At 27.8% G+C, this 24,679-nt stretch carries 22 protein-coding genes and 1 tRNA gene; 16 read left to right on the forward strand and 7 right to left on the reverse strand.

Annotated features, from left to right (window positions below; all coding sequences use genetic code 11):
• Positions 1-3,375 (forward strand): PD-(D/E)XK nuclease family protein, encoded by a 3,375-nt coding sequence (locus tag JYG23_RS02445; RefSeq protein ID WP_207236870.1) that lies wholly within the window; start codon positions 1-3, stop codon positions 3,373-3,375.
• A 25-nt stretch (positions 3,376-3,400) separates the two neighbouring features.
• On the opposite strand, the gene JYG23_RS02450 is transcribed toward JYG23_RS02445, so the two are convergent.
• Positions 3,401-4,165, reverse strand: coding sequence for an arginase family protein (locus tag JYG23_RS02450; RefSeq protein WP_207236871.1), 765 nt, complete (start codon positions 4,163-4,165; stop codon positions 3,401-3,403).
• Positions 4,166-4,370: 205 nt separating this feature from the next.
• Here JYG23_RS02450 and addA point away from each other — a divergent pair, with 205 nt between their 5' ends.
• The 5 genes from addA (at position 4,371) to JYG23_RS02475 (ending at position 11,097) form a co-directional block, all read left to right on the forward strand.
• Positions 4,371-7,997 (forward strand): helicase-exonuclease AddAB subunit AddA, encoded by a 3,627-nt coding sequence (gene addA / locus JYG23_RS02455; protein WP_207236872.1) that lies wholly within the window; start codon positions 4,371-4,373, stop codon positions 7,995-7,997.
• A 28-nt stretch (positions 7,998-8,025) separates the two neighbouring features.
• Entirely contained in the window at positions 8,026-9,294 is a 1,269-nt protein-coding gene (locus tag JYG23_RS02460; protein WP_242631619.1) for a DNA recombination protein RmuC, read from the forward strand.
• 14 nt (positions 9,295-9,308) lie between these two features.
• Positions 9,309-9,932 carry an HAD family hydrolase gene (locus JYG23_RS02465; protein WP_207236873.1) on the forward strand — a complete coding sequence of 208 codons (624 nt, stop codon included), beginning with the start codon at positions 9,309-9,311 and terminating at the stop codon, positions 9,930-9,932.
• A gap of 12 nt (positions 9,933-9,944) precedes the next feature.
• Positions 9,945-10,388 (forward strand): DUF523 domain-containing protein, encoded by a 444-nt coding sequence (locus tag JYG23_RS02470; protein ID WP_207236874.1) that lies wholly within the window; start codon positions 9,945-9,947, stop codon positions 10,386-10,388.
• A gap of 166 nt (positions 10,389-10,554) precedes the next feature.
• The gene (locus tag JYG23_RS02475) at positions 10,555-11,097 is read left to right on the forward strand and encodes a nitroreductase family protein (RefSeq protein ID WP_207236875.1); all 543 of its coding nucleotides are present in this window, start codon (positions 10,555-10,557) and stop codon (positions 11,095-11,097) included.
• A 127-nt stretch (positions 11,098-11,224) separates the two neighbouring features.
• Here the strand turns inward: JYG23_RS02475 and JYG23_RS02480 are convergent.
• The 4 genes from JYG23_RS02480 to JYG23_RS02495 all read right to left on the reverse strand — a co-directional run bounded on the left by JYG23_RS02480 (position 11,225) and on the right by JYG23_RS02495 (position 14,821).
• Positions 11,225-11,306 (reverse strand) — tRNA-Leu (locus tag JYG23_RS02480).
• A gap of 168 nt (positions 11,307-11,474) precedes the next feature.
• Complete coding sequence (locus JYG23_RS02485; RefSeq protein WP_207236876.1) at positions 11,475-12,326, reverse strand: undecaprenyl-diphosphate phosphatase; 852 nt, start codon at positions 12,324-12,326, stop codon at positions 11,475-11,477.
• Positions 12,327-12,779: 453 nt separating this feature from the next.
• Positions 12,780-13,832: a tRNA 2-thiouridine(34) synthase MnmA gene (mnmA, locus tag JYG23_RS02490; protein ID WP_207236877.1), complete on the reverse strand. Its 1,053-nt coding sequence runs from the start codon at positions 13,830-13,832 to the stop codon at positions 12,780-12,782.
• A gap of 101 nt (positions 13,833-13,933) precedes the next feature.
• Positions 13,934-14,821, reverse strand: a complete 888-nt coding sequence (locus JYG23_RS02495) for a patatin-like phospholipase family protein (RefSeq protein WP_207237926.1) — start codon at positions 14,819-14,821, stop codon at positions 13,934-13,936.
• A 126-nt stretch (positions 14,822-14,947) separates the two neighbouring features.
• Here JYG23_RS02495 and rodA point away from each other — a divergent pair, with 126 nt between their 5' ends.
• Positions 14,948-16,096: a rod shape-determining protein RodA gene (rodA, locus tag JYG23_RS02500; RefSeq protein ID WP_207236878.1), complete on the forward strand. Its 1,149-nt coding sequence runs from the start codon at positions 14,948-14,950 to the stop codon at positions 16,094-16,096.
• Positions 16,097-16,210: 114 nt separating this feature from the next.
• Here the strand turns inward: rodA and JYG23_RS02505 are convergent, their stop codons facing one another.
• Positions 16,211-16,597 carry a rhodanese-like domain-containing protein gene (locus JYG23_RS02505; RefSeq protein WP_207236879.1) on the reverse strand — a complete coding sequence of 129 codons (387 nt, stop codon included), beginning with the start codon at positions 16,595-16,597 and terminating at the stop codon, positions 16,211-16,213.
• Positions 16,598-16,914: 317 nt separating this feature from the next.
• Between JYG23_RS02505 and JYG23_RS02510 the strand changes: the two genes are divergently transcribed.
• Complete coding sequence (locus JYG23_RS02510; RefSeq protein WP_207236880.1) at positions 16,915-18,594, forward strand: hypothetical protein; 1,680 nt, start codon at positions 16,915-16,917, stop codon at positions 18,592-18,594.
• A 319-nt stretch (positions 18,595-18,913) separates the two neighbouring features.
• Here JYG23_RS02510 and JYG23_RS02515 read toward each other — a convergent pair whose 3' ends face one another.
• On the reverse strand, positions 18,914-19,546 hold the full coding sequence (locus tag JYG23_RS02515; protein WP_207236881.1) for a lactate utilization protein: 633 nt from the start codon (positions 19,544-19,546) through the stop codon (positions 18,914-18,916).
• A gap of 415 nt (positions 19,547-19,961) precedes the next feature.
• Here JYG23_RS02515 and rplU point away from each other — a divergent pair, with 415 nt between their 5' ends.
• The 8 genes from rplU (at position 19,962) to JYG23_RS02555 (ending at position 24,641) form a co-directional block, all read left to right on the forward strand.
• Positions 19,962-20,273 (forward strand): 50S ribosomal protein L21, encoded by a 312-nt coding sequence (gene rplU, locus JYG23_RS02520; RefSeq protein ID WP_207236882.1) that lies wholly within the window; start codon positions 19,962-19,964, stop codon positions 20,271-20,273.
• Positions 20,274-20,277: 4 nt separating this feature from the next.
• Positions 20,278-20,610: a ribosomal-processing cysteine protease Prp gene (locus tag JYG23_RS02525; protein WP_207236883.1), complete on the forward strand. Its 333-nt coding sequence runs from the start codon at positions 20,278-20,280 to the stop codon at positions 20,608-20,610.
• 3 nt (positions 20,611-20,613) lie between these two features.
• Positions 20,614-20,910: a 50S ribosomal protein L27 gene (rpmA, locus tag JYG23_RS02530; protein WP_207236884.1), complete on the forward strand. Its 297-nt coding sequence runs from the start codon at positions 20,614-20,616 to the stop codon at positions 20,908-20,910.
• 81 nt (positions 20,911-20,991) lie between these two features.
• The gene (gene obgE, locus JYG23_RS02535) at positions 20,992-22,266 is read left to right on the forward strand and encodes a GTPase ObgE (protein WP_207236885.1); all 1,275 of its coding nucleotides are present in this window, start codon (positions 20,992-20,994) and stop codon (positions 22,264-22,266) included.
• 14 nt (positions 22,267-22,280) lie between these two features.
• Positions 22,281-22,571, forward strand: a complete 291-nt coding sequence (gene yhbY, locus JYG23_RS02540) for a ribosome assembly RNA-binding protein YhbY (protein ID WP_207236886.1) — start codon at positions 22,281-22,283, stop codon at positions 22,569-22,571.
• Between the two features lie 53 nt (positions 22,572-22,624).
• Positions 22,625-22,831: a hypothetical protein gene (locus JYG23_RS02545; RefSeq protein ID WP_207236887.1), complete on the forward strand. Its 207-nt coding sequence runs from the start codon at positions 22,625-22,627 to the stop codon at positions 22,829-22,831.
• A gap of 62 nt (positions 22,832-22,893) precedes the next feature.
• Positions 22,894-23,664, forward strand: a complete 771-nt coding sequence (thyX, locus tag JYG23_RS02550; protein ID WP_207236888.1) for an FAD-dependent thymidylate synthase — start codon at positions 22,894-22,896, stop codon at positions 23,662-23,664.
• A gap of 98 nt (positions 23,665-23,762) precedes the next feature.
• Complete coding sequence (locus JYG23_RS02555) at positions 23,763-24,641, forward strand: hypothetical protein (RefSeq protein ID WP_207236889.1); 879 nt, start codon at positions 23,763-23,765, stop codon at positions 24,639-24,641.
• Positions 24,642-24,679 lie beyond the last annotated feature (38 nt).

The raw sequence follows: 24,679 nt of genomic DNA on the forward strand, positions 1-24,679 counted from the left end.
ATGGAACTGAAATTGGTAACAGGAAGAGCAAAAACAGGTAAATCGACGTATTTATACAATGATGCCTTAAGTAAACTTAATTCTAATACAGGTACAAATTTATTGTATGTAGTTCCTGAACAAATGACATACTCTACTGAGCTTGAAATTATAAATAAAACAAATGACGCTGGACTTTTGGATTTACAGATAACAAGCTTTAAGAAGTTAGAATATATGGTTTTTGATGAAGTTGGAGGATTGAAGCTCGCAGATATCAATGACTATGGTAAGATAATGCTATTAAAGCAAATTTGTGATAAAAGCATAGATGAATTGAAGGTATATAAGAAAGCCTTATATAAGGATGGATTTTTAAGAGAATTTAACTCGTTCGTTAAGGAACTTAAAAAAAATAATATTAATACCAAAAAATTAGAAGAGATAAATCTTGATGGTATAAAAAACGAACTATTAAAAAGGAAATTATCTGATATCATTATGATCTATAGAAATATGGAGAGTATGACCAAGGACAATTTCTTTGATGATGAAGATAAGACTGATTATTTTGTAGAAATAATAGAAAAGTCAAATATAATTAAAAATTCATATATTTATATAGATAACTTTGAAAGTTTAATTGGACAAAGACTTAGAGTTATTAAAAAATTAGTTGAACATTCAAAGGGTGTAATGATAGCTCTAAATATTGACAACAATTGTCTTGGATATTTAGAAAGTATAGATGACTATGAAATTTTTAAAGTTACCTATGATACTTTAAGACAGTATGAGAAAATAGCAGAAGAACTCAATTTGAAAATAGACTATGTAAAACTTGAAAAATCATATATTTCTAATTGTGAAATTAAAGCTATTGAAGATAATATGTTTAAAATTTCTTCTAAACATTTTACACAGGATTTAAAAAATGTACATGTTTCTTCATCAATGAATAATTACACAGAGATTGAAAATGTCTGCAAAATCATAACTACACTTGTTCGAGATAAAGGATATAGATATAAGGATATTGCAGTTGTTACCGCAGGTATGGATATGTATGAGGTGAATATAAAAAAAGTATTTACTAAGTTCGAAATACCATATTTTATGGATGTAAAAAAAGATATAATGAATAATCCATTTGTCAAATATATTTTGTCAATACTTGATATGTTAAACTATAACTTTAAGCATCAAAGTGTATTTGAATATTTTAAAACTGGTTTTTCAGGACTTGACTTTGGTGAGGTTGATAAATTAGAAAACTTTGCGCTTGAATACGGTATAGAAGGAAATAGATGGTTTAGAAAATTTACCATGAATCACATTGATGTTGATTATTATGAAAATTTAAGAAAAAAATTCGCCAAAGATTTCTCAAGCTTGAGAAAAGAATTTAAGAATTTAAAGACATCTGAAGATATAACTATATTTCTATATAACATATTTAAAAAGCATAAAATCCAAGAAAAAATAATACAAAAGGTTGATGAATTTAAACACACAGGCAGATACGAACTTTCATTTATCAATACTCAAGTTTGGAATGTAATTATAGATATTTTTGAGCAGATTATATTAACGAGTAAAGATGTTGAAATATCAACAATACAGTATAGAAAAATATTAGAGTCTGGGTTAATGGAAATAGAACTCGGAATTATACCACCAACATTGGACAAAGTTGTGGTTGGTGATTTAGACAGGGCGTTTATCAATAGTTATAAGACTATATTTTTAGTTGGAGCAAATGAGGGAGTTCTGTTGTCATTTAACAGCGATAAGGGGCTATTGTTAGATGAAGAGAAAGAATCATTAACGAAATTAGGATTATCTTTATTGAATACAAGTATGTATAATAACTTTAAAGATAAACATATTTTGTATAAGGTATTGACAAAGCCAACGGAAAATTTATATATAAGTTATGCACTTAGTACAGTTGATGGAAAGGCTTTACAACCATCACTGTATATAGATAAATTAAAATCTATTTTCACTAGACTTATCATAGATAGTGACTTATCAAATCATAATGAAATAGATTATGTTATGACTAAAAAATCCACATTAGAGATTTTAATAGAAAAATTAAGAGAATATATAGAAGGTAAGCCGCTTAGCGATATTTGGAAAGACGTATATACATATTATACAAATAATTCAGAGGATATTTCATATATAATAAATAGTGGTATTGATTATAAAAATGTAGTAGAAAATATAAAAAATACTGATATTGATAAGCTTTATGGAGAGTTTATGAAAATGTCTGTTTCTAAGCTTGAAAACTATGCATCTTGTCCATTTAAATTCTTCATGGATTTCGGTATTAAGCCTATACAACGTAAAGAATTAAAGGTTGAATACTATGATATAGGCAATATATTTCATGAGTGTATAGAAAAATTTACTAATGAAATTATTGAAAAAAAACTTAATATAAAAAGTATGCAGAAAGTTACTGTTATAGAAAATATGGAAAGCTGTATTGAACAAGTATTGAAAGAAAATAGTATAGATAATAATGCTTTAGAATATAATGAACGAAATAAATATATAAAGGATAAAATCAAAAGACTTTTAGATAGGGCAGCATGGACAATGATAAGTCAGCTGAAAAAAGGTAATTTCAAACCTGAATTTACAGAATATGAGATTAAAAAGCAAATTAAGGAAATATCAAAAGAAATAGTTCTTAAAGGTAGAATTGATAGAATAGATGTGTTTGAAGATGGTGATAATGCTTATGTAAATATTATCGACTATAAATCTGCTAAAAAAGATATTTCTTTGAGCGATGTTATAAATGGATTACAACTACAGCTATTTGTATATTTGTCTTCAATTATAGAGGGTAACTTTAATATTGAAAAATCAGTACCTAAAATTGGGGGTGTTTTCTATTTTAACATCGATGATCCTCTAGTCAATGGAGATGCAACACCTAAGGAAATATATGAAGAAGAAATACTTAAGGAGTTATCATTAAAGGGTTACGTAGTAGAGGATATGAATGTTATATCTAATATAGATGAAGATTTTGAAAAAAACAGGACATCAGATATCATACCTGTAAAATTAAAGGCGGATAATACTCTATCTAAAACTTCAAAGACTCTTAATTATGATGAATACAAGCTTATACTTGATAAAGTTGAAGATGTAACTAAAAAAATATCACAACGAATTATTAATGGTGAAATAGAAATAAACCCATACAAAAAAGATGACGATAGAACCCCTTGTTCATATTGTGACTATAAAACTATCTGTCAGTTTGATCCGTCTATTGATGGAAATAAATATAGAAGTATTAAAAATTCAAATAGAGAAACAATAATTAGCGAATTAATGCTTGAAAATGAGAGTAAATCGAAGAAATAAATAATAGAAGTTGAGTAGCAATAGATTACTCAACTTCTATTATTTCATGGTTTAAGGTCAAAATCTTTTCATTTGTACTATTATTTATGCTATTTGCTTCATTAAAATCTATTGGGTTTGTATAGTTCGTTAGATATTCACCACACACATCCATACCAATTATTTTGTGCTTAATAATTATATATTCAACTGCCTTTACAAACTCATACATGTGCATTTGTCCTTGATCCCAGTTTGTTTTTGCTACGTCTTCACAAAACACATCCTTATCAACAGAAATATAGACAGGGTATTTAATTACGTCCCTAAGCTCTGTGTACCATGAATTTTGTTTAAAAATTATATCATTCGGAAAAACTGTCACTTTTTCTTTGAATCTTGCATCGAGTGTTTTTAAAGAAATTCTGCTTGTTCCAACTAATACTATTTGTTTTAGATATTTTTCGTTTTCAAAGGCACACCTCAGCCAACTTCCACAAGAAAGTAAATCTTCAAAAACTGTTTTTTGCATATCTGAATGATTATCAAATAAAACTAATGTGAAATTTTGAGTTAACTTTTCTGTCAGAAATAAGCTTATGTAGTGATAATTGCCTGAGCCTATGAAGCTGATGTTTGGCAAATATATATTTTTTAATTTCTTTCTTATATTATGTGATGCTATTTGGTCGCAATAAGCGTTGGAGCCAGTTAATCTGTTTTTAAAAACCCATTCATGTTCATTTTTTTTATAAAAATCTTGTTTTTGATATACACCATCAAAATCAAACAATAAAATATCATTTTTCATCATAATCCCCCATAATTTTCACAAAAATAAATATATAAAAACCGCTCTTTGATATTGTGATAGTACTTCACAATATCAATTAAACGGTTGCTAAATTCATTATAACATTTAAACTATAATAAAACAAATGTTTGAATATATATTGTTTTAATATTGATTTCATAATATAATATTATTGTATTAAAAAGTTTGTGAGGTGAGGCAAATGAAATGGACTGAAAATCAACAGAAGGTAATAGACTCAAGGAATAAGAATATTTTAGTTTCAGCAGCAGCTGGCTCAGGAAAAACTGCTGTGCTCGTAGAGAGAATTATAAAACTTGTGAAAGATAATAAAGAAGAAATAGATAGTTTTTTGATTGTGACATTTACCAACGCCGCAGCTGCTGGAATGAAACAAAAGATTCAAAAAGCATTATATAAAGATTTAGAAGATGATAGTATAAGTGATGATAATTTAAAAAGACATCTTAGAAACCAGTTAAATAAGCTAAATAAAGCAAATATTTCAACTATACACTCGTTTTGTATAGATTTATTAAGAAAAAATTTTCATGTTATTGGTATTGACCCGAATTTTAGAATTGGTGATCCAAATGAATGCCAAATACTTTTGAATGAAGCAGTTGATGATGTTTTAGAGCAGGCTTATACTGATAAATCCAGTGATTTTGTTCAATTGGTTGAATGCTTCACAAGCAATAGATCAGACAAAGAGTTAGTAGAGTTAATTAAAGATATGTATTATTTTATATTGAGCTTTCCAAATCCACTTGAGTGGTTTGAAAAATCTGTTAATATGCTTGAAATTACTGAAATAGAATTGGATGAATCAATTTGGTTAAGTGTAATTAGAGAAAATGTAGGCACACTTTTAGATGGAGCAGAAGAAGCTATAAAATTGGCTATAGATTTATCAAAGGAAGAAGCTGGACCAATAGCATATTTTGATACGTTTTCTAGGGATTTAAGCAATGTTAGTGAGCTTAGAGATTCATTGATAAATTCTAATTTTAATAATTTTATAAATAATCTATATTCACTTTCACACCCAAGACTTGCTTCTATAAGGGGTAAGAAAAAGGAAGAAGTGGATGCTGTTTTATTAGATGATGCAAAATCTATGCGTAATGAATATAAAAAAATAGTTGATGGTATAAAAAAGCTTATTCCAAATAAAACAATGAAGGAGTTTACAGAGGCTATAAATTATATGTATCCGGCGATGAAAGCTCTATTTGAATTGGTTAAAAGTTTAATGAATGAATTTAAGATAAAAAAAGCAGATAAAGCTATTCTTGATTTTGGAGATGTTGAACATTTTGCTCTTGATGCTTTGTCCTATGAAGACGTAAGAGAAAGCTGTAGGAATAAATATAAATTTATTTTTGTTGATGAATATCAAGATAGTAATCAAATTCAGGAAACACTTATTGGTTTGATAAAACGTGATAATAATGTGTTTATGGTTGGAGATTCAAAGCAAAGTATATATAAATTTAGACTTGCTGATGTTGATTTGTTTAACTCTAAGCTAAGAACATATAAAACTGAGTGTGATGAAGGTGATTTAAATCAAAGAATAGATTTAAACCATAATTTCAGAAGTAGATTCGAGATACTTGCAGCAACTAATTATATATTTGAAAAAATTATGTCTAAAAAACTAGGTGAACTTGATTACAATAAAGAAGTATTTTTAAATGTTGGTACAGAATTCAAAAAATCAAAGGATGACAGAGTAGAACTAGATATTATTGAAACGCAGACAGTAGAAGCAGATGAAGATATTGATGAAGAACTACAAGCTATGAAAAAAGCTGAAATTGAAGCTTTTTTTGCTGTAAATAAAATTAAAGATTTACTAGGACAGAAAACTTATTTTGCAAAGGAAAATGAGTTTAGAACTATAGAATTCAAGGACATAGTTATATTACTTAGGTCAGTTGCAAACTGGTCTACAGTTTTTGAAGAAATATTTTTTAATCAGGGAATTCCTTTTTATTCAGACACAGGAACAGGTTATTTTGAAACAATTGAAATAGAGATTATGATTAATATGCTTAGACTTATTGATAATATTAGGCAAGATATTCCGTTATTAAGTATCATGAGGTCACCTATAGGTAAATTTACTACAGAAGAGCTAATAAAAATTAGGATTAAATCACCTAAGATTTCATTTATAGATGCAATGTACATTTATAAAAATAATGAAAAAAATGATCTTCAACAAAAAATAATATCATTTATAGATATGATTGAGAATTACAAAAAAAATAGTAGATATGAAAAACTAAATGATTTGATATGGAAAATACTGATGGAGACTGATTATTACTATTTTGTAGGTGCATTGCCAAACGGTAAGGTAAGACAAGCAAATTTAAGACTATTAACTGACAAGGCATTTGAGTATGAAAATACATCAATGACAGGACTATATAATTTTCTAAAATATATTGAGAAGTTAAAGTTGTATAATAGTGATGAAAGTACAGCTAAGATACTCGGTGAAAATGATAATGTAGTTAGACTTATGACAATACATAAAAGTAAAGGTTTAGAATTTCAAGTTGTTATTTTATGTGGTTTGAATAAAAAATTTAATATGATGGATGTTTCAAAAAGCATACTAAAGCATAAAACATATGGGATAGCACCTAAATATGTTAATCCTGAACTGAGAATTTACAAAGAGACATTACCTAGAATTGCTTTGAAAGATGTAACTAAGCTTGAAACGTTATCTGAAGAAATGAGAGTTTTATACGTTGCGCTTACAAGAGCAGTTGATAAGCTTATTTTGTGTGGGACAGTAAAGAGTGCTGAGGGAAGAGTAAAAAAATGGAGAAAAGGTACAACACATTATAATTTATATACTTCTCAATCGTACTTGGATTGGATTTGCAGTTCTATTTATAAACATAAGGATGGTTATGAGCTAAGAAAATTATGTAATGATGACAACAGTATAGTTAAAAATGATATACACAATGCATCATTTTTGATTAATATTTTAACACTAAAGGATATCAATTATTCAGCGAATCAAGCTGAAAATAAAAGAGAAGAAAGAATTGAAGAAATTAAGCATTTTACAGAAGAAGTTCATAGCATAGAAACGGATGAAATAAACAGAAGATTAAGCTTTGAATATTCCTACAAAAAGTCAATAAACATACCAACTAAGTTATCTGTAACCGATATTAAAAATCTTGATAAAAAAGATGTAAATGTTGAAAATATTAAGTATAATATACCTAAATTAGTTGATATACCATTGTTTAAAGAGAATAATATTAACTTTACACAAGCAGAAATAGGAACTATAACTCACTATGTTATGCAACATTTAGACCTAAATCAACAGCTTGATATTCAAAATATTAATGAACAAATTGCAAATATGATTATGCATAAGCTATTAACAGAAAGTGAAGCTGAGGTAGTAAATATTGAACAAATAGTAATGTTCTTTAAAAGTGATATAGGAAAAAGAATGCTTTTATCTTCAAATATAAAAAGAGAAACACCTTTCGTTATAAAAAAGCATGCCAATGAAGTAGTTAAAAACATTAATGAAAATGAGTTTGTACTAATACAGGGTATCATAGACTGTTATTTTTATGAGAAGGATGAAATAATTGTTATAGATTATAAAACAGATAAGGTTAATGACGAAAACATAGACATAATAAAGAACCAATACAAAAAGCAAATTCTATCATATAAGGAAGCTATACAAAAATTGACTAATAAAAAGGTTAAACAGTGTTACCTATATTTATTTGATATAGGAAAGCAGATATTGATAGAGGATGAAGACTAACAAAACAATTATTTTGGAGGGAAAAAATTTGGAAAAACTAATTTTAATTATGACTACTATAACATGCTTAATTAGTATTTTTATTTTGATAAGGCTAGTAAATAGTTCTAATCAACGAAATAATAAAATGATGACAGATTTAAAAATAATGATTACTGAAAATAACAATACTGCACTTGACAATATATTATCAAAGATAAGTGATTCTAATCAGAGACAGCTTAAAATGCTTTTAGAAAATAAGCTTGAAACAGTCGAAAAATTAGAATATAATTCATCTCGTATGAATAGAGATTTTTTAAGCTTTCAAGAGAATACATCAAAATATATCAATGAATCAAACATTAAATTAACTGAAAGTTTGAGCAATAATTTTAATACCCTTAACAACAAGGTTGATGAGAATTTAGATAAAATCAACAAGCGTGTTGAAGAAAGATTAAACGAAGGATTTGAAAAAACAAATAAAACTTTTAATAATATATTAGAAAGATTATCTAAAATTGATGAAGCACAGAAAAAAATTGATAGTCTATCAACTAATATAGTTTCTTTGCAGGATATACTTACTGATAAAAAAAGCAGAGGAACATTTGGAGAAATTCAACTTAACAATATTTTATACGCAATATTTGGCGAGAAAAATGATAAAACATATCAAATTCAAAAGAAACTATCAAATGGTACTATTGTTGATGCAATGCTATTTATACCGCAACCGGTAGGTAATTTAAGTATTGACTCAAAATTTCCACTTGAAAATTATCAAAGAATGATTGACAAAAGTTTGACTGCCTTTGAAAGAGCACAGGCTGAAAAAGATTTTAAATTGAATATAAAAAAACATATTAATGATATAAGTTCAAAATATATTATTAAAGATGAAACTTCAGAGCAAGCAGTTATGTTTATTCCAGCTGAAGCAATATTTGCTGAAATCAATGCATATCACCAGGATTTGGTTGATTATGCTGGTAATAAGAAGGTATGGCTCGCTTCACCAACAACTCTTATGTCTGTACTTTCAACAGTTCAGGTTATACTAAAAAATATGGAGAGAGAAAGATATTCAAGTATAATTCATACAGAGTTAAACAAATTAGGTGAAGAATTTAAGCGTTACAAAACACGTTGGGATTCTTTAGCGAAAAATATAAAGAAGGTTTCTAATGATGTTGACAATATAAATATTACATCAAACAAAATTGAAAAGAAATTTAACAGTATTTCTATGGTTGAAATAGACACTGATATTGAAAATGTTGATGCAATAGTTGATTTAGATTTAAATAATTAATTTTAGGAGAAAATATGGATAGTATTATTTTTGATTTAGACGGAACTCTATGGGATAGTAGAGAAGCAATTAGTAAATGTTGGACTGAATTACTTAGTAGTTATGATGTTAGAAAAAAAGTTATTACAGTAGAGGATATGACTTCTGTAATGGGGTTGCTGTTACCTGAAATAGGTGATGTTTTTTTTGAAGATTTAGAAAAGGATAAAAGAGACACTTTAATCAATGAATGTTGCAATGCAGAGCAAAAATATTTACATGATAATGGAGCAAAATTGTTTGATAAACTTGAAGAAACATTAGAAATTCTTTCAAAAAAATATAAACTGTTTATAGTTAGCAATTGCCAAGATGGTTATATCGAGACTTTTTTACACGCTCACAATTTAGGTAAATATTTTCTAGACTATGAATGTCCAGGAAGAAGTGGATTGAAAAAAGCTGGAAATAATAAACTGATAGTAAAAAGAAATAATCTTAAATCTCCAATTTATGTAGGTGATACGCAATGGGATTTAAATAGTGCTAAAGAAGCAGGTATGCCTTTTGTCTATGCAAGATATGGCTTTGGAAAAGATGTACAAGGTTATGATTATGTAATTGAAAAATTTGATGATTTAATAAATTTATTTATATAAAGGTGGTATAAAATGAATGTATTGATTAGTGCGTGTTTGATAGGTGTAAATTGTAAATATAATGGTAAAAATAATTTAATTGATAAATTGGATAAGCTGATGAGTGTCTGTACACTTATCCCGGCTTGTCCAGAACAACTAGGAGGGCTAAAAACGCCTAGAAATCCAGCTGAAATAGTAGAAGGGCATGTTAGGTCTAACGATGGAATTGACGTTACTTATGAGTACAATAAGGGAGCTGAAGAGGCTTTGAAATTAGCAAAATTATATAATTGTAAAATTGCTATATTAAAAGAGAAAAGTCCTTCATGTGGCTATGGTAAAATATATGATGGTACATTTAGTCATACTTCTATTAACGGTAATGGTGTCGCAGCAAATTTGTTTATACAAAATGGAATTAAAGTATACGGAGAAAGTGAAATAGATAAATTTCTTTGTGAATTAGAAATTTAAGTAAAAATACATACAATTGATTTTCCAGACTGTAGACAAAGAAAAAACAAAAATTATTAAAACAGGAAGCCAAAAATAATGATTAAGAATTAATTATACTATCCTTGTATAATTAATTATATGATGTTAAAAATATATAATAAATTTAAGTTTACATGGAGGAAAAATGGACGCAAAATTAATGATTACAGGAAGAAGAAGTGTTAGAAAATTCAAAGATGAAATTGTTAGTCATGACACAATTAAGAAAATTGTGAAATTGGCTACTTATTCGCCAACTTGGAAAAACTCACAAACTGTTAGATATACAATAGTTGAAGATAAAAAAACATTGAAAAAAATCGCAGATGAAGCGGTATTAGATTTTAAAGCAAATGGAAACGTAATAAAAGGTGCAGCTGGATTAGCGGTTCTATCAACAGTTACAGGAAGATGTGGCTACGAAAGAGATGGCTCATTTACAACATCAAAAGAAGACAGGTGGGAAATGTTTGATGCAGGTGTTACTACACAAACATTTTGTCTAGCAGCTCATGAAGCTGGAATAGGAACCGTAATTATAGGTGTTTTTGATGAAAGTAAGTTATCAAAAATAATAGAACTACCTGCAGGGCAAACTGTTTCTGTAATAATTGCCTATGGTGCAATAATTGAAAATCCACCAATGCCAAGAAGAAAAGAGTTGGATGAAGTTTTGAAATTCTTGTAGAAGGTAAAAAATAAAAATAGTTTAATTGATAGTTTATATAAAATGAAATATAGTAAATAAAAAAAGCATTCAATCGAATGCTTTTTAATATATTTATTGGATTTTCAATGCGTTTGTAAATTAAGTATGGTACCGGTGGTGGGATTTGAACCCACATGGTTTCCCGCACGATTTTGAGTCGTGTACGTCTGCCGTTCCGTCACACCGGCTTAAAAATTATCACTTGCTTATATTAGCATAAAATAAGTATTAATGCAAGAGCTTTTTTAAAAAAAATTAAAAAAAATTATATAAAAATACTTATTTATCAATGAAAACGTATGCATTGTAAAAAAATAAAAAACTGTACTTATTATTTATAAATACAGTTTTAAATTCTAACTAAAAATACCAAATGCTCCTGTTAACAATACTACAATTGCAAATATCATTCTATAGACTGCAAAAACTTTCATAGGTTTTTGCTTTAAATAGTTGATAAATCTATTTATTACTAACAATGCTACAATAAATGAAATTACAAATCCTACTGCAAGAGAAATAATTTCTATTGGTAGTAAAATTGATAACCCACCAATTTTTATTATTTTCAGTAAACTCATTCCAACCATAACAGGTATGGCTAGAAAGAATGAAAATTCAGCAGCTGCAACTGTAGAAAGTCCTGCAATCCAACCACCAATGATAGTGGAAGCTGAACGTGACATTCCAGGAATGATAGCTAAACATTGGAAAGAACCTATAATCAATGCTTGCTTCATTGTAATGTTTAAATTTCTTGTGATATGTTTTTGATTTCTAAATTTATTTTCAGCATACATCATCCATATACCACCAAAAAATAAGGTTATAGCTACGGTGTATGGCGAAAATAAGTATTTATCAGCTAAATCATTGAATAAAATGCCTAAAACCCCACCAGGTATACAAGCTACACAAATTGTTAGCCAAAATTTAAAGCCTGATTTTTCATATCCAACTTTTTTGGGGAAAAAGTTAATTAAAGTGTTTTTTATTCTGCCCCAATACAAAACTACAACTGCTAGAATTGCACCTAATTGTATAACATATGTATACATTTCAACATAACTTGAACTTGTTCCATTATTAAATCTTATTAGGTTTTGAAAGATAATTAAATGTCCTGTTGAAGAGACAGGTAAAAATTCTGTTATACCTTCAACTATGCCTAGAATAATAGATTTAATAATAAATAATATACTTTCCATTTTAATTCCTCCAATAAATGAATATATATATTATATTTTATTATGTTGAAAAATACAATATGAATTTTATTGTTTGCTTAACTGCTAATTCATTGGAATTATCTCAAAATCTTTTTTGAACCAATTTGATATATAGTTAATTTTAAGAGTATTAAATGATCCATCTAATTCTTCGGATACAATAATTTTTGTTCCTTCAACGTCGTAAACTTTATCATTTTCATTTTGTTTCTCCGAAACAACACCAAGTTTGGCGCCACTTCAGCTAAATCCAGTTATTTTTACTTTTACAGGCATATTGTTTTTGTTATAGTTTTCTATTTTTTCTTTTGCTTCATTAGTTAATATAATATTAATAATAATCACCACTTTCTTTTTACTTGATTTATTGTATAATATAATAATTTGGAAAATATATCTGTGATATTGTTACATATACGAAAATATTTAAAACTAAAATGTATCTATAATGCTGCCACCACCAATAACCATATCATCGCTATAAAATACTGCACTTTGTCCAATAGCAGGTGCACGTTCTGGTTTATTAAATTTAACTAAAACTTTTTCGTTTTTCAAATTATATACAATACAATCTATAAAATATCCCCATTGGCAAACTTTAACTTTACAGCTAAATTGTATTTTGTCTTTAAATTCATTATTTATATAGTTTATATTATCTACATATATTTTATTTTTATATATGTCAATTTCTTCATCGGTTAAAATTATTTCATTATTTTTAGCATTAATCTTCATAACATAATAGATTTTAGAAGTATTTAAATTAAGACCTCTTTTTTGACCAATCGTATAGTTGAATATTCCTTTATGGTTACCTAGAAAATTTCCATTTTTATCTACAAAGTTTCCTTCGCAGTTTTTTAAATTTTTTTTGTTCTTTATATAATCAGCTAGGGTAGTGCCAATAGTAAAGCATAAATCAGTGCTGTCTTTCTTTTTTGAAACAAGAGGCATTATGGGCAATAACTTTTTTCTTACGTCATCTTTATGTTTAAAAGAATTCAGAGGAAAAATTATGTGCTTTAGTTTTTCCTGGGTTAAATGATATAGAAGGTAAGACTGGTCTTTTCTTTCAATATTAGATTTCAGAAGATGATAGGTGTTATTATTTTCATCGTACTTTATTTTTGCATAATGACCAAATGCAATATAATCAGCTCCGAGGCGTATGCTTTCATCCAATAGTTTTCCATATTTTATTTTATTATTGCATATAATACATGGATTTGGAGTACCACCACTTAGGTAAATATCAATAAATTTATCTACAACTTCTCTGGAAAAATCATTAGAGTAATCAACGATATAATGTTTTATACCAAGTCTATTAGCAACATATATGGCATCTTCAACAGATTGTCCTTCAAATACCTTCATTGTTATTCCAAACACATTATAGCCTTGCTGTTTTAATATATAAGCAGAAACTGCACTGTCAACTCCACCACTTAGTGCAACTGCAACTGTTTTAGTATTCATATAAATTATTCCTTTAATATTTATTTCTACTGCATATTATACATGTAAATGGAAAAAATAAAAAGAAGTAATTTTTAGAATTAAAAACTACTTCTCTAAACTTATTTTATGATATAATTTTTTATATATTGTAATCCGTCTTTGTATCCTAAATTAATCATGTGGGATATTTTTTCTTTGTTAAAGTTAAGCGTTCCACTAAATAGATTACCTAAGTCAAAAGATGGTTTGATGAAATATATTGTAGAATTTGGATATCTACTCTTTAGTTTTGCATTTAGCACATTTCTGCATGAAATAGCTATTATGTGTTTGTAATACAAATTATTAATAGGGTTGATAGGAAGATTATCCGTTAAACCACCATCTGCATAGTATTTGCCATTTATTTGGACAGGTTGGTAAATTAAAGGTATTGCTGAACTGGCTAAAAGTATTTTATAAATAGTTTCTTCTGTTTGGTTGTTTATAGGTAAATAAGAGGCTTTACCATATTGTTTATTGTTATACCATGCAGTTGCTATTTCAATATTACTTGATTTTGAAGTGGTTTTTGTTACATCTGTACAAGTAGCGAATAATTTATTTTTACTATAGGAAAGATTTTTCAATTTAATTGATTTGAAAAATTTAACTAAACCAACTCTATCTTTTAAATAAGCTTTATCTGGAGGATTAGAAGTTTTAATAGTTCTAAGCATATCCATTATTTCGCTGGTACTTATGTTGTCATTAAAAAGAATCCTTCCTATATCATTTTTCCATATATCAATAGCTTCAAAAGTGCTTAATTGCTGTGTTAATACCATATTTAGTGCACCGATTGAAGTACCTGATATAGCAGTAATTTCATTATAAATTTCATAATGCGATAGTGCATGTAATACACCAATTTGGTACGCACCCTTTGCACCGCCACCCCCTAATACTAGACCATAATTTTTTATATTATCACCTCTAACATAAGTATATAATTTTATATTATTAATTTATGTTATATTACGATTAGTGTTGAATTAAATTTTTAAAAATTATTGAAAAGATAAATATTTCTTAATTTACTGTAAAGGTTTAGTGTGTTATAATATATGAATTATAAGTGAGAGGTTTATTTTATGTTTAAAAAGGAAAATAGATTTATTAAAAAATTTGACTTTTTACTATTGTTGACAACATTTGTGTTAGTATTTTTTGGACTTGTTATAATTAAAAGTTCTACTATGAGTTATGCTTCAGGTAGTTATAGATATCTAAGAACTCAAACATTAGCATTTGTGCTTGGTTCAATAGTAGTAATAGTGTTACTTCTTATAGATTATGAGATATATGGTTATTTTTATATTCCTATATATGTTATTTCAAATATATTGTTAATTGCAGTAATATTGTTTGGACATGGTGCAGCTGAGTGGGGGGCAAGTAACTGGTTGAAAATTGGACCAATAAGCTTTCAACCATCAGAAATTGCAAAGTTTGGTATTATTATTTCTTTAGCAAAATTCATAGATAAAAATAAAGAAAAAATAAATGAACCATTTATATTAATAAAAATTTTGGCTTTTGCATTTTTGCCTGTTGCATTAATTTTATTGCAACCTGACTTAGGAACAGCTTTAGTATTTGTGTTCTTTATTATTATTATGATTTTCTCGGCAGGATTGAGCTATAAATACATATGGCCATTTGTTTTGCTGGGTATAATACTTTTGATTGCTGGTGTAATATTCTTGAATTTCTATGTTGATGATTACATTATTGGTGATAATTATATGCTTGATAGAATAATGATGTTTCTATATCCTGAAATGGATCCTTCGGGGAAAGGTTATCAAGTTATACAATCTAAAATTGCAATAGGCTCAGGTGAAATGTTTGGTAGAGGTTTGTTTTTAGGTGTACAAAATCAATATGGATTTTTACCAACAAAGGAAACAGATTTTATCTTTGCAGTTGTATGTGAAGAATTAGGATTTGTAGGTGGAATAGCGCTGATTATGCTATATGCATTGCTTCTGCTCAGACTGATAAAAATAGCAAAAACTGCAAAAGACACATTTGGTTCTTTGATAGTTATAGGAATTATGGGAATGTTTTTGTTTCATATATTAGAAAACATAGGTATGACTATGGGGTTAATGCCTGTTACTGGAATACCATTACCTTTTGTGAGTTATGGAGGAACATTTATGCTAATGAATATGTTTAGTATTGGTTTGGTTTTGCAGGTAGGACTCCATAGGGGAAAACAGGATTTATATAATTAATGTTTCAATAATTTAGCTGTTAGATATAAAAAGCGTCTACAAAAAACAAATAGTAGACGCTTTCTTTATGTTATTTAAATTGTATATTCTCTAAACTAGAGAATAAATTTAAACTCATGTAGAGCATGTTGCTTTAATTGGCATAGAATTTTTCATCCAACCGTTATTCATTCCACCCATAAGAGAACAAGCATCATATCCTAAAGTTTTAAGTACACCAACAACTTGACCTGCAGTTTGTCCACTATAACAAATTACAACTATTTTCTTATCAATTGGTAATATATCTTCTTCGATAAAATCAAATACTTCGCTCCAATCACAATGAATTGAACCTTCAATATGGTTTTTAGCAAAATCTTCTTTTTTTCTAATATCAAGCAAAAACATATCTTCTTTTGCTTCAATAAATTTGTATAAATTTTGACAATCAATTAGATTATTGCATCCATTTTTTACATCTGAAAAATATTTTTTAACTGTATCTTGTTTAATAACCATAAAATCCTCCTAAAATTTGTAATGTTTTGTCATTATTATAACACATAATGTAACAAAATAGAATAGATATTGTGAATTTTTTATTTTACTTTTACAATAGATATCAAATTATCTAATAATTTCAATATTTGTTGAATTTTCTACTGCGATCAGCGTGACAGATAGTTACTTCCAGGAAAACAATTATATAATATAAAAATAAATATTATAAGTATTTTAAATTTTAAATAGTAAATTATATTTACTTTTTAAATGGTGAGTGCTATAATAAAATATATAGTAAAAATAACATATAATGTATATTATAGGAGGGCGTTATGATAAAATTTAAAAATTTAGTTATTATGTGTTTTGTATTATCGATATTGTTGTTTAGTGCTGGTTGTGAAAAATCAGAGAAAGTTATTTCATATGATTATACTGAATATGAAGGTATAGTTCAAGTTGGGGGATATTTAACAAAATTTAGTACAACGTCTACTGATAGTGTAGAGTATTATTTTTCTAAAGATGAATACAGTGAAGAGGAAACAAATAAATTTATTTACGAGTACGAAAAAATTATAAAAGTTATTAAAAATGAATGTAATTATGCATTTGATGGAAAATTGAAAGTATATGTAAGTGATAAATTACTTTGCTATGGTAACGAAAACAATGTCTATATTAATTCTATAAATGATATAGATGTAAATACTATAACATATACATTAAAGGCTTTAAATAAATCTGGGACAAGCTATGGATTATGCTATGGATTAGCTGGTGCTATAAACGAAAAAGTCTTTAAAAAATCAATTGAACAGGGATTAACAACTAAAGAAATTGTATCTTTTCTGTCAAATGATGAAGAAAGATATATGTTAGATTTTACAGTTCCAACATTAGAAACTACATACTTTACTGAAGAAGAAAATAAATATGCAGGCGCGATATCATATTATTTTGTTAAAGATTTGATTAAAAACAATGATTATAAATATGTATATGAATTAATTAAAAACTCGTCAAATCTTGATATGCAATTTGATAACAATATTACATCGCTTAAAAATGATTGGTTGAAATCTATAGGTTCTGATTTAGAATGTGTAGCTTTAGAAGTGCCAATTAGGTATGAAAAAAACTATGAGAGAGATAATACAACATTTCCGTATATTACATACACCAATTCAACTATTTCATATGTATCTAAAACAATGGTTGAACCGTCAATTGAAGTTGATATGGATTATAAATATTGTCAAGAATATTTTACTATGTATGAAAAGGATATAGCAGAGTTAAAAGACTATTTGTCTCCATATTTTGATACTGATTTGGAGCCTGTAGAGTGTTATTTCCTTGAGGAACTTGATGTAAACTATTCTAGTAGTTATATAATTCAATACACAACGCCACTATATGCAGGACTTCATGAATATGTTCATCACATTACACATAAATCTGGTGAAAGAAGGCCATTTTGGTTAATTGATGGTTTAGCTGAGTATTGCCATTATTATAATTTTAAAAATTTATCATCACGTATGACTAAAGAAATTTTTTATAATGACAGGTTAGAAAATAAGTTTGTAGTACAAAATAATGAAATAGTTTGTAATTATACAAATGAAGAGTTGGAAAAATATTTAAACTGTGTAAATAAGTTAAGTAAAGTAATAAAAAATCCAGATAGCATAGATAAAAATTACTTTTTTATAGAATTGTTTGTAGAAATAAATGCTATTAATGATTATTTGAATCCGGAAAGTGCAAGTACATTTGCAAGTACGTATCTATTTAATGAAATAGGTAGTAATTTAACTTATCCAACAGCTGCTTCTATGGTTAATTATCTGATAGATACATATGGAGAAGAAAAATTCTTTGAATTGTACAAGGATGGCTATAACTATCAGGAGTTATATGGAAAGTCATTTGAGGAGTTATATGAAGAGTGGGAAGCATATATTAAACCGTATGCTGATATAGTAAAAGAAGCATTTGAGAAATAGTAGTATAAAAAGAGAAAGCTTAGAATCTTAAACTTTCAGAATATCTATTTAGAAAAGAAAATGGATTTAATTTTGTAACATTCATGTAGTGTAGCTGAAATTGCACGAAGTTAAACGGAATGCCCTTTGGTCAAGGTTGACTGACCTGTACCCCGTTCAGCGCATTTGACCATTATAGAGTGTACTGAAGTTACAATTTTCTACACGCAATGTGATTATAAAATTAATGTAGTTTTATTTTTGCTTCATAGGCTAGCTTTATTTATTGAAATTAAAAAAGTCTGCTTCAAAAAGCAGACTTTTTCAACAAGGAGAAAGCTTAGAATCCTAAGCTTTCTCCTACTAATACAACTTTTATACGATTGTGAACTTTTGATAGTCTTGTTATTAACATTTGAGCACAAATAGATGTGTCAATACAATTTGTACATTTGCCTGTTACCGAACATGGATTTTTTAAATTAAATCTAATACAGTTTGGTGCACATGCATTTGTATGAACTCTATCAATTCCAGTTTCTACATTTGCTACAACCTTGTTCATCCCAGCAACAACTATTACGTTTTCTGGTCCGAAACATATTGCAGCAACACGGTTTGCATTGCCATCAATATTTATTAACTCGCCGTCAAGAGTGATAGCATTAGTACTTGTTAAAAAATAGTCGCATGTTAATGCATCTTTCATAAGCTTTTTCTTTTCTTCAGGAGTTTTTCCGTTGTCTCTATTAATTACATTTAAGTTTTTATTACCTAACGCTTCTTTTATACCAATTTCGTCAAGCGTCATTGAGCCACCCCAAGAAACAGACGAATTTTCACTAATTAAAGAAAGCACCTTGGTTTTAGCTTCTTCTTTAGTTTTACAATAATATCCTTCCATAAATCTTTTATTTAAATTTTTAATTATGGTATTAGCTTGTATTTTATAAGTCTCGTTTACAAAATTCATATGTTCAACCTCCTAATATTCTTTATCTTATTATAATTAATACTAGAAGTTTTGTCTATAAAAAAGTTGCTACGCAACACCGCTAGGGTGACCTATGTACTCTTCGGTGTAAAAATACTTAATTCATAAGCATTTTATCAATAAATGATTTCAAATTTCAATGTTTTTTATAAATTAATTAATTGCTTATATATTAAAAATATGATATATTATAACTACGAAAGTATCAAGTATAACTTCATAATATCATTTTGATGCACATGGGAATGAGATTCTTTGAAAAATATCAAAATAACTATTGACAAGCTAGTAAAATTTTGATAAAATTTTATCTTGTAAGAAACCGCTCGAATCAGGTTTATTAAACATTTTAAATGTACCTGCAATGGCGAGACTCAGAAAGAGGAGGTGCACTATGTACGCAGTAATTGAAACAGGTGGAAAACAGTACAGAGTTCAAGAAGGTGACGTTTTAAGAGTTGAAAAACTTAACGTAGCTGACGGAGCAGCAGTAAAATTTGACAAAGTTCTATTAGTAGCTAATGATTCTAACTTAAACGTTGGAAAACCATATGTTGAAGGTGCTATAGTTGAAGCAACAGTTGAAAAACAAGGCAAAAACAAAAAAGTTATAGCTTATAAATTCAAACGTAAAATTGATTATAGAAACAAAAAAGGACATCGTCAACCATATACACAAGTTAAAATAGAAAAAATAGTTGGTTAATCATATGACTAGAGTAACAATACATAAAACAAACGATAGAATTGTCGGTTTTATTATTGACGGTCATACTGGATTTGCTAATTCAGGGGAAGATATAGTATGCGCTTCCGTATCGCTTTTGGCAACAACTGTTATTAATTCACTTAATATAGTTGCTAAAATTGATGAAAAAGATATAAATTTTTATATTGACGAAGAGCTAGGTTTTTTAAGCCTAGATACCAAAAATAGTATTAATGATAAGTCGGATGTAATATATAATACTTTTTTAGTAGGAATTCAATTATTAATACAAGATTACAGTGATTATATTACACTCAAACTAGAGGAGGTGTAAAGAATGTTATTGAAGTTAAATTTGCAATTATTTGCACATAAAAAAGGTGTTGGTAGTTCTAAGAACGGTCGTGATAGTGAGTCAAAAAGACTTGGTGTAAAAAAAGGCGACGGACAACACGTTGTAGCTGGAAACATACTTGTTAGACAAAGAGGAACTAAGCTTCACCCAGGATTAAATGTTGGAATCGGTAGTGATGATACATTATATACAAAAATTAATGGTGTTGTTAAGTTCGAAAGAAAAGACAAAACAAGAAAACAAGTAAGTGTATATCCATTTGTAAAAGAGGCACAATAAATAATAACCTACCTATTAAGGTAGGTTTTTTTAAATAATATAGCACATTAAATTAATTATTATTATTAAGGGCGTGAAAATATGTTTATAGATATAGCCAAAATATATGTTAAAGCGGGAAATGGTGGAAATGGTTCCATGGCCTTTAGAAGAGAAAAATATGAACCAATGGGTGGACCAGCTGGTGGAGATGGTGGACATGGCGGAAGTATAATTCTTGTAGCTGATGAAGGTTTAAGGACGTTAATGGATTTTAGATACCAAAAGCATTATAAAGCCAAAGCTGGTGAAGACGGAAGAAATAAGCAACAGTATGGATCTAAAGGTGAAGACTTATATCTAAAAGTTCCGATTGGAACATTGGTTAAGGATGAGGAAACAGGGATTGTTCTTGCAGACTTAAAAGACCACAAGCAACAATTTGTTGTTGCTAAGGGTGGACGTGGTGGAAGAGGAAATATAAAATTCAAAACTTCTATTAGACGTGCACCACACTTTGCTGAGCCTGGTACAAAAGGTGAAGAAAGAAATATTGTATTGGAATTAAAGCTAATTGCAGACGTTGGATTGGCTGGTTTCCCAAATGTAGGAAAGTCAACTATATTATCAATTATTACAAGTGCTAAGCCTAAAATTGCTAATTACCATTTCACAACACTTAGACCAAATTTAGGGGTTGTTAATGTTGGCGTTGGTCAAAGTTTTGTTGTAGCTGATATTCCTGGATTAATTGAAGGTGCTTCTTCAGGAGCAGGACTTGGTCATGAGTTTTTAAGACATGTTGAGAGAACTAAGTTATTATTGCATGTACTTGATACCTCAGGACAAGAGGGTAGAGATCCGATAGAAGATTTTTACAAAATAAATGATGAATTAAAAAAATATAGCGAAAAATTATCTTATAAAAAGCAAATTATAGTTTTGAACAAGATGGATATACCAGAATCAAAAGAAAATGCTGAGAAAATCAAAAAAGAATTTGCTGATAAATTCGATATATATGAAGTTTCAGCTGCTACTGGCGAAGGGCTTGACGTATTAAAAAGAGTAGCATATGAACAGTTATTAAAAATAGAAGACGAAATAGAATTTGTTGATGAGACTGAAGTTGAAAAATTCTATGATGTAAAAGAAAGAGATACTATTGTTGTAAGAAGAGAAAACAAGACCTACATTGCTGAAGGTGAATTCTTAGAGCGTTTAGTTAACTTTACTAACTTTGATGATTTCGAATCATTTAGCAATTTCCAAAAGGTACTTATCGATAAGGGCGTTATTCAAAAACTTAGAGAACTTGGAGCTCTTGAAGGTGATGAGATTAGCGTATGTGGAGTTGTATTCGATTTTGTTGAATAAATTGGAGGTAAAAGGTGCTTACAGGAAAACAAAGAAGCTATCTAAGATCTTTAACTAATACATTAGAACCAGTTTTAATTATTGGAAAAAACGGTGTTACTGAAAATGTTATTAAACAATTAGATGATTTATTAGAAGCTAGAGAATTAATAAAAATAAAATTATTAGATAATAGTGGATTGAGTGCTAAAGAAGTTGCTAGTGAAGTATGTGATATACTTAAATCACAATACGTACAAAGCATTGGTAGTAAGTTTACTATATACAGAGAATCAAAAGAACCACTAATAAATATTCCAAAATAAATAGGATATACTAAGATTATTAATCTTAGTATATTTTTTTGGAGGTAATGATAATGAAAGATAGTAATTTTGAAAAACTACAAAAATTATATGAGCAGGGATATAGATGTATTAGGTACGATGATGTTAAAGATGAAAAAATGAATATTTACTTGCAAAATTTTGATATAGAAGAGAAAACAAAAGCGCTTGAGGTTTTAGATTTTAACGAAAAAGTTCAAGTAATAGATTTTATAAATAAGAATAATCTCTTTAAATAATATTTTAATTTATTATGTGTTATGGTATAATTGTATAAAGTGATTTTGGGAGGAAATATTAGATGAAATCAAACTTAAAAGTAAAATTAGTATCATATACACAAGATCCTGAAAAATTAGTTGCAGCTTCGGCTAAACTGTGTTATTCACAGTTTGGTGGTGATGAAATAATGGAGGATTTGACAGATGAAAATATTGAGAAATTTTTAAATATTCTCATGAGTTATGGTCATCAGTCTCCAATAGAGCATATAAGTTTTTCTTTTGCAATAGAAGGTGTATCAAGAACACTTACGCATCAATTAGTGAGACATAGAATAGCTAGTTATTCACAGAAATCTCAAAGATATGTAACAGAGGGACAATTTCAATATATAGTTCCACCAGCTATTCAAACTGATGAAAAGGCTAAAAAAATATTTATAGAAGCAATGGAAAATGACCAAAAATCTTATGATAAGATTGCTAATATTTTAAAGGATAAATATATCAAAGAATATATAAATGAAGGATTTAGCGAGAAAAAGGCTAAATCTACAGCAGAAAAAAGAGCTATTGAAGATGCTAGATACGTTTTACCTAATGCTTGCGAAACAAAAATTATGGTAACAATGAATGCCAGAACATTATTACATTTTTTCAATGTTAGATGTTGTAATAGAGCACAGTGGGAAATTAGAGATATGGCAGAAAAAATGCTAATTGAAGTTAAAAAGGTTGCTCCAAATATCTTTAAAAATGCAGGACCATCTTGTGTAGGGGGTGCTTGCGTAGAAGGAAATATGACGTGTGGTAAAGCAAAAGAAATGAGAGAAAAATTTTTAGAAATATAATATAACAATGATAAAGAAACATTTGCATAATATAAAATGTTTCTTTTTATTTTATGTAAATGTTTAGTATTATGTATATATATAAGTGGGGGAATATTGTGAAGAAAAAATTTAATATTGATGTTTTTATTTATATAATGGTTGCTATAATCGTTGTAGCTATAATTGTTTTGCCACATTTTGGTGATGAATTGCAAGCATTAGAAAAAGCTCAAGCTAAAAGAAATATAAAATACAAGTATTCAATACAAGAAAAAGATGGATATTATCAATCTGATTATATTAAATTCAACGTTGAAGAGTGGGATGATTTATATCTAAAGTATAGTGGATACAATGAAGTTAGCGAGTTCTTACATTATTTTGATAGACATGTTTGCGAGATAAATAAAATTTTAAAAACAGATTTACTTAATAACAAAAAAATACTATTTACACTGGATTCAAAGGGGTATGGGTATACAGATACTCAAAATTTAGTTATTTGCTATTCAAAGGGATGTTTTCTATTTGATGTAAAAAAAGCATCATTTATTAATGAATTATTATCAATTATGGTAGCACCAAGTAAATCAGATACACTTACATATGGTCTATATTATTATTTAGAACAAAAGGTCAACCTTGTTTTAAGAGTAAATGCTGTAGAGGCAGATATTATATGTCAATCAAAGATTAATTTAAATGAAGAAAATCAAGAAATGTTGAAATTTATTGGTACAAGTGTAAGTATTCCGAAAATAAAAGATGATGGAACTAAATATTTAGATAGACAGATATATTCAACATATCAATTCGGAAAATCTTTTGCAAGGTATTTGATAGATACATATGGACTTGAAAAATATATAGAGTTATATAAATCTGAAGATATTGAATCATCATATGAAAAGCTTTTTAATAAATCATTAGATGATATTAAGGTAGAGTGGATAGAATATATATATAAGAGATATAAAGAAGTTTATGGAGTATAATATAGAAAATCACACAGTTCATATTACTGTGTGATTTT

The organism is Sedimentibacter sp. zth1 (assembly GCF_017352195.1).
Classification (GTDB): Bacteria; Bacillota; Clostridia; order Tissierellales; family Sedimentibacteraceae; genus UBA1535.

What these genes read in the sequence shown, in the direction of transcription:
- JYG23_RS02445 (WP_207236870.1), top strand. Translation starts at nt 1, where the DNA reads ATGGAACTGAAATTGGTAACAGGAAGAGCAAAAACAGGTAAATCGACG.
- JYG23_RS02450 (WP_207236871.1), bottom strand. Translation starts at nt 4,165, where the DNA reads ATGAAAAATGATATTTTATTGTTTGATTTTGATGGTGTATATCAAAAA.
- addA (WP_207236872.1), top strand. Translation starts at nt 4,371, where the DNA reads ATGAAATGGACTGAAAATCAACAGAAGGTAATAGACTCAAGGAATAAG.
- JYG23_RS02465 (WP_207236873.1), top strand. Translation starts at nt 9,309, where the DNA reads ATGGATAGTATTATTTTTGATTTAGACGGAACTCTATGGGATAGTAGA.
- JYG23_RS02470 (WP_207236874.1), top strand. Translation starts at nt 9,945, where the DNA reads ATGAATGTATTGATTAGTGCGTGTTTGATAGGTGTAAATTGTAAATAT.
- JYG23_RS02475 (WP_207236875.1), top strand. Translation starts at nt 10,555, where the DNA reads ATGGACGCAAAATTAATGATTACAGGAAGAAGAAGTGTTAGAAAATTC.
- JYG23_RS02485 (WP_207236876.1), bottom strand. Translation starts at nt 12,326, where the DNA reads ATGGAAAGTATATTATTTATTATTAAATCTATTATTCTAGGCATAGTT.
- mnmA (WP_207236877.1), bottom strand. Translation starts at nt 13,832, where the DNA reads ATGAATACTAAAACAGTTGCAGTTGCACTAAGTGGTGGAGTTGACAGT.
- rodA (WP_207236878.1), top strand. Translation starts at nt 14,948, where the DNA reads ATGTTTAAAAAGGAAAATAGATTTATTAAAAAATTTGACTTTTTACTA.
- JYG23_RS02505 (WP_207236879.1), bottom strand. Translation starts at nt 16,597, where the DNA reads ATGGTTATTAAACAAGATACAGTTAAAAAATATTTTTCAGATGTAAAA.
- JYG23_RS02510 (WP_207236880.1), top strand. Translation starts at nt 16,915, where the DNA reads ATGATAAAATTTAAAAATTTAGTTATTATGTGTTTTGTATTATCGATA.
- JYG23_RS02515 (WP_207236881.1), bottom strand. Translation starts at nt 19,546, where the DNA reads ATGAATTTTGTAAACGAGACTTATAAAATACAAGCTAATACCATAATT.
- rplU (WP_207236882.1), top strand. Translation starts at nt 19,962, where the DNA reads ATGTACGCAGTAATTGAAACAGGTGGAAAACAGTACAGAGTTCAAGAA.
- JYG23_RS02525 (WP_207236883.1), top strand. Translation starts at nt 20,278, where the DNA reads ATGACTAGAGTAACAATACATAAAACAAACGATAGAATTGTCGGTTTT.
- rpmA (WP_207236884.1), top strand. Translation starts at nt 20,614, where the DNA reads ATGTTATTGAAGTTAAATTTGCAATTATTTGCACATAAAAAAGGTGTT.
- obgE (WP_207236885.1), top strand. Translation starts at nt 20,992, where the DNA reads ATGTTTATAGATATAGCCAAAATATATGTTAAAGCGGGAAATGGTGGA.
- JYG23_RS02545 (WP_207236887.1), top strand. Translation starts at nt 22,625, where the DNA reads ATGAAAGATAGTAATTTTGAAAAACTACAAAAATTATATGAGCAGGGA.
- thyX (WP_207236888.1), top strand. Translation starts at nt 22,894, where the DNA reads ATGAAATCAAACTTAAAAGTAAAATTAGTATCATATACACAAGATCCT.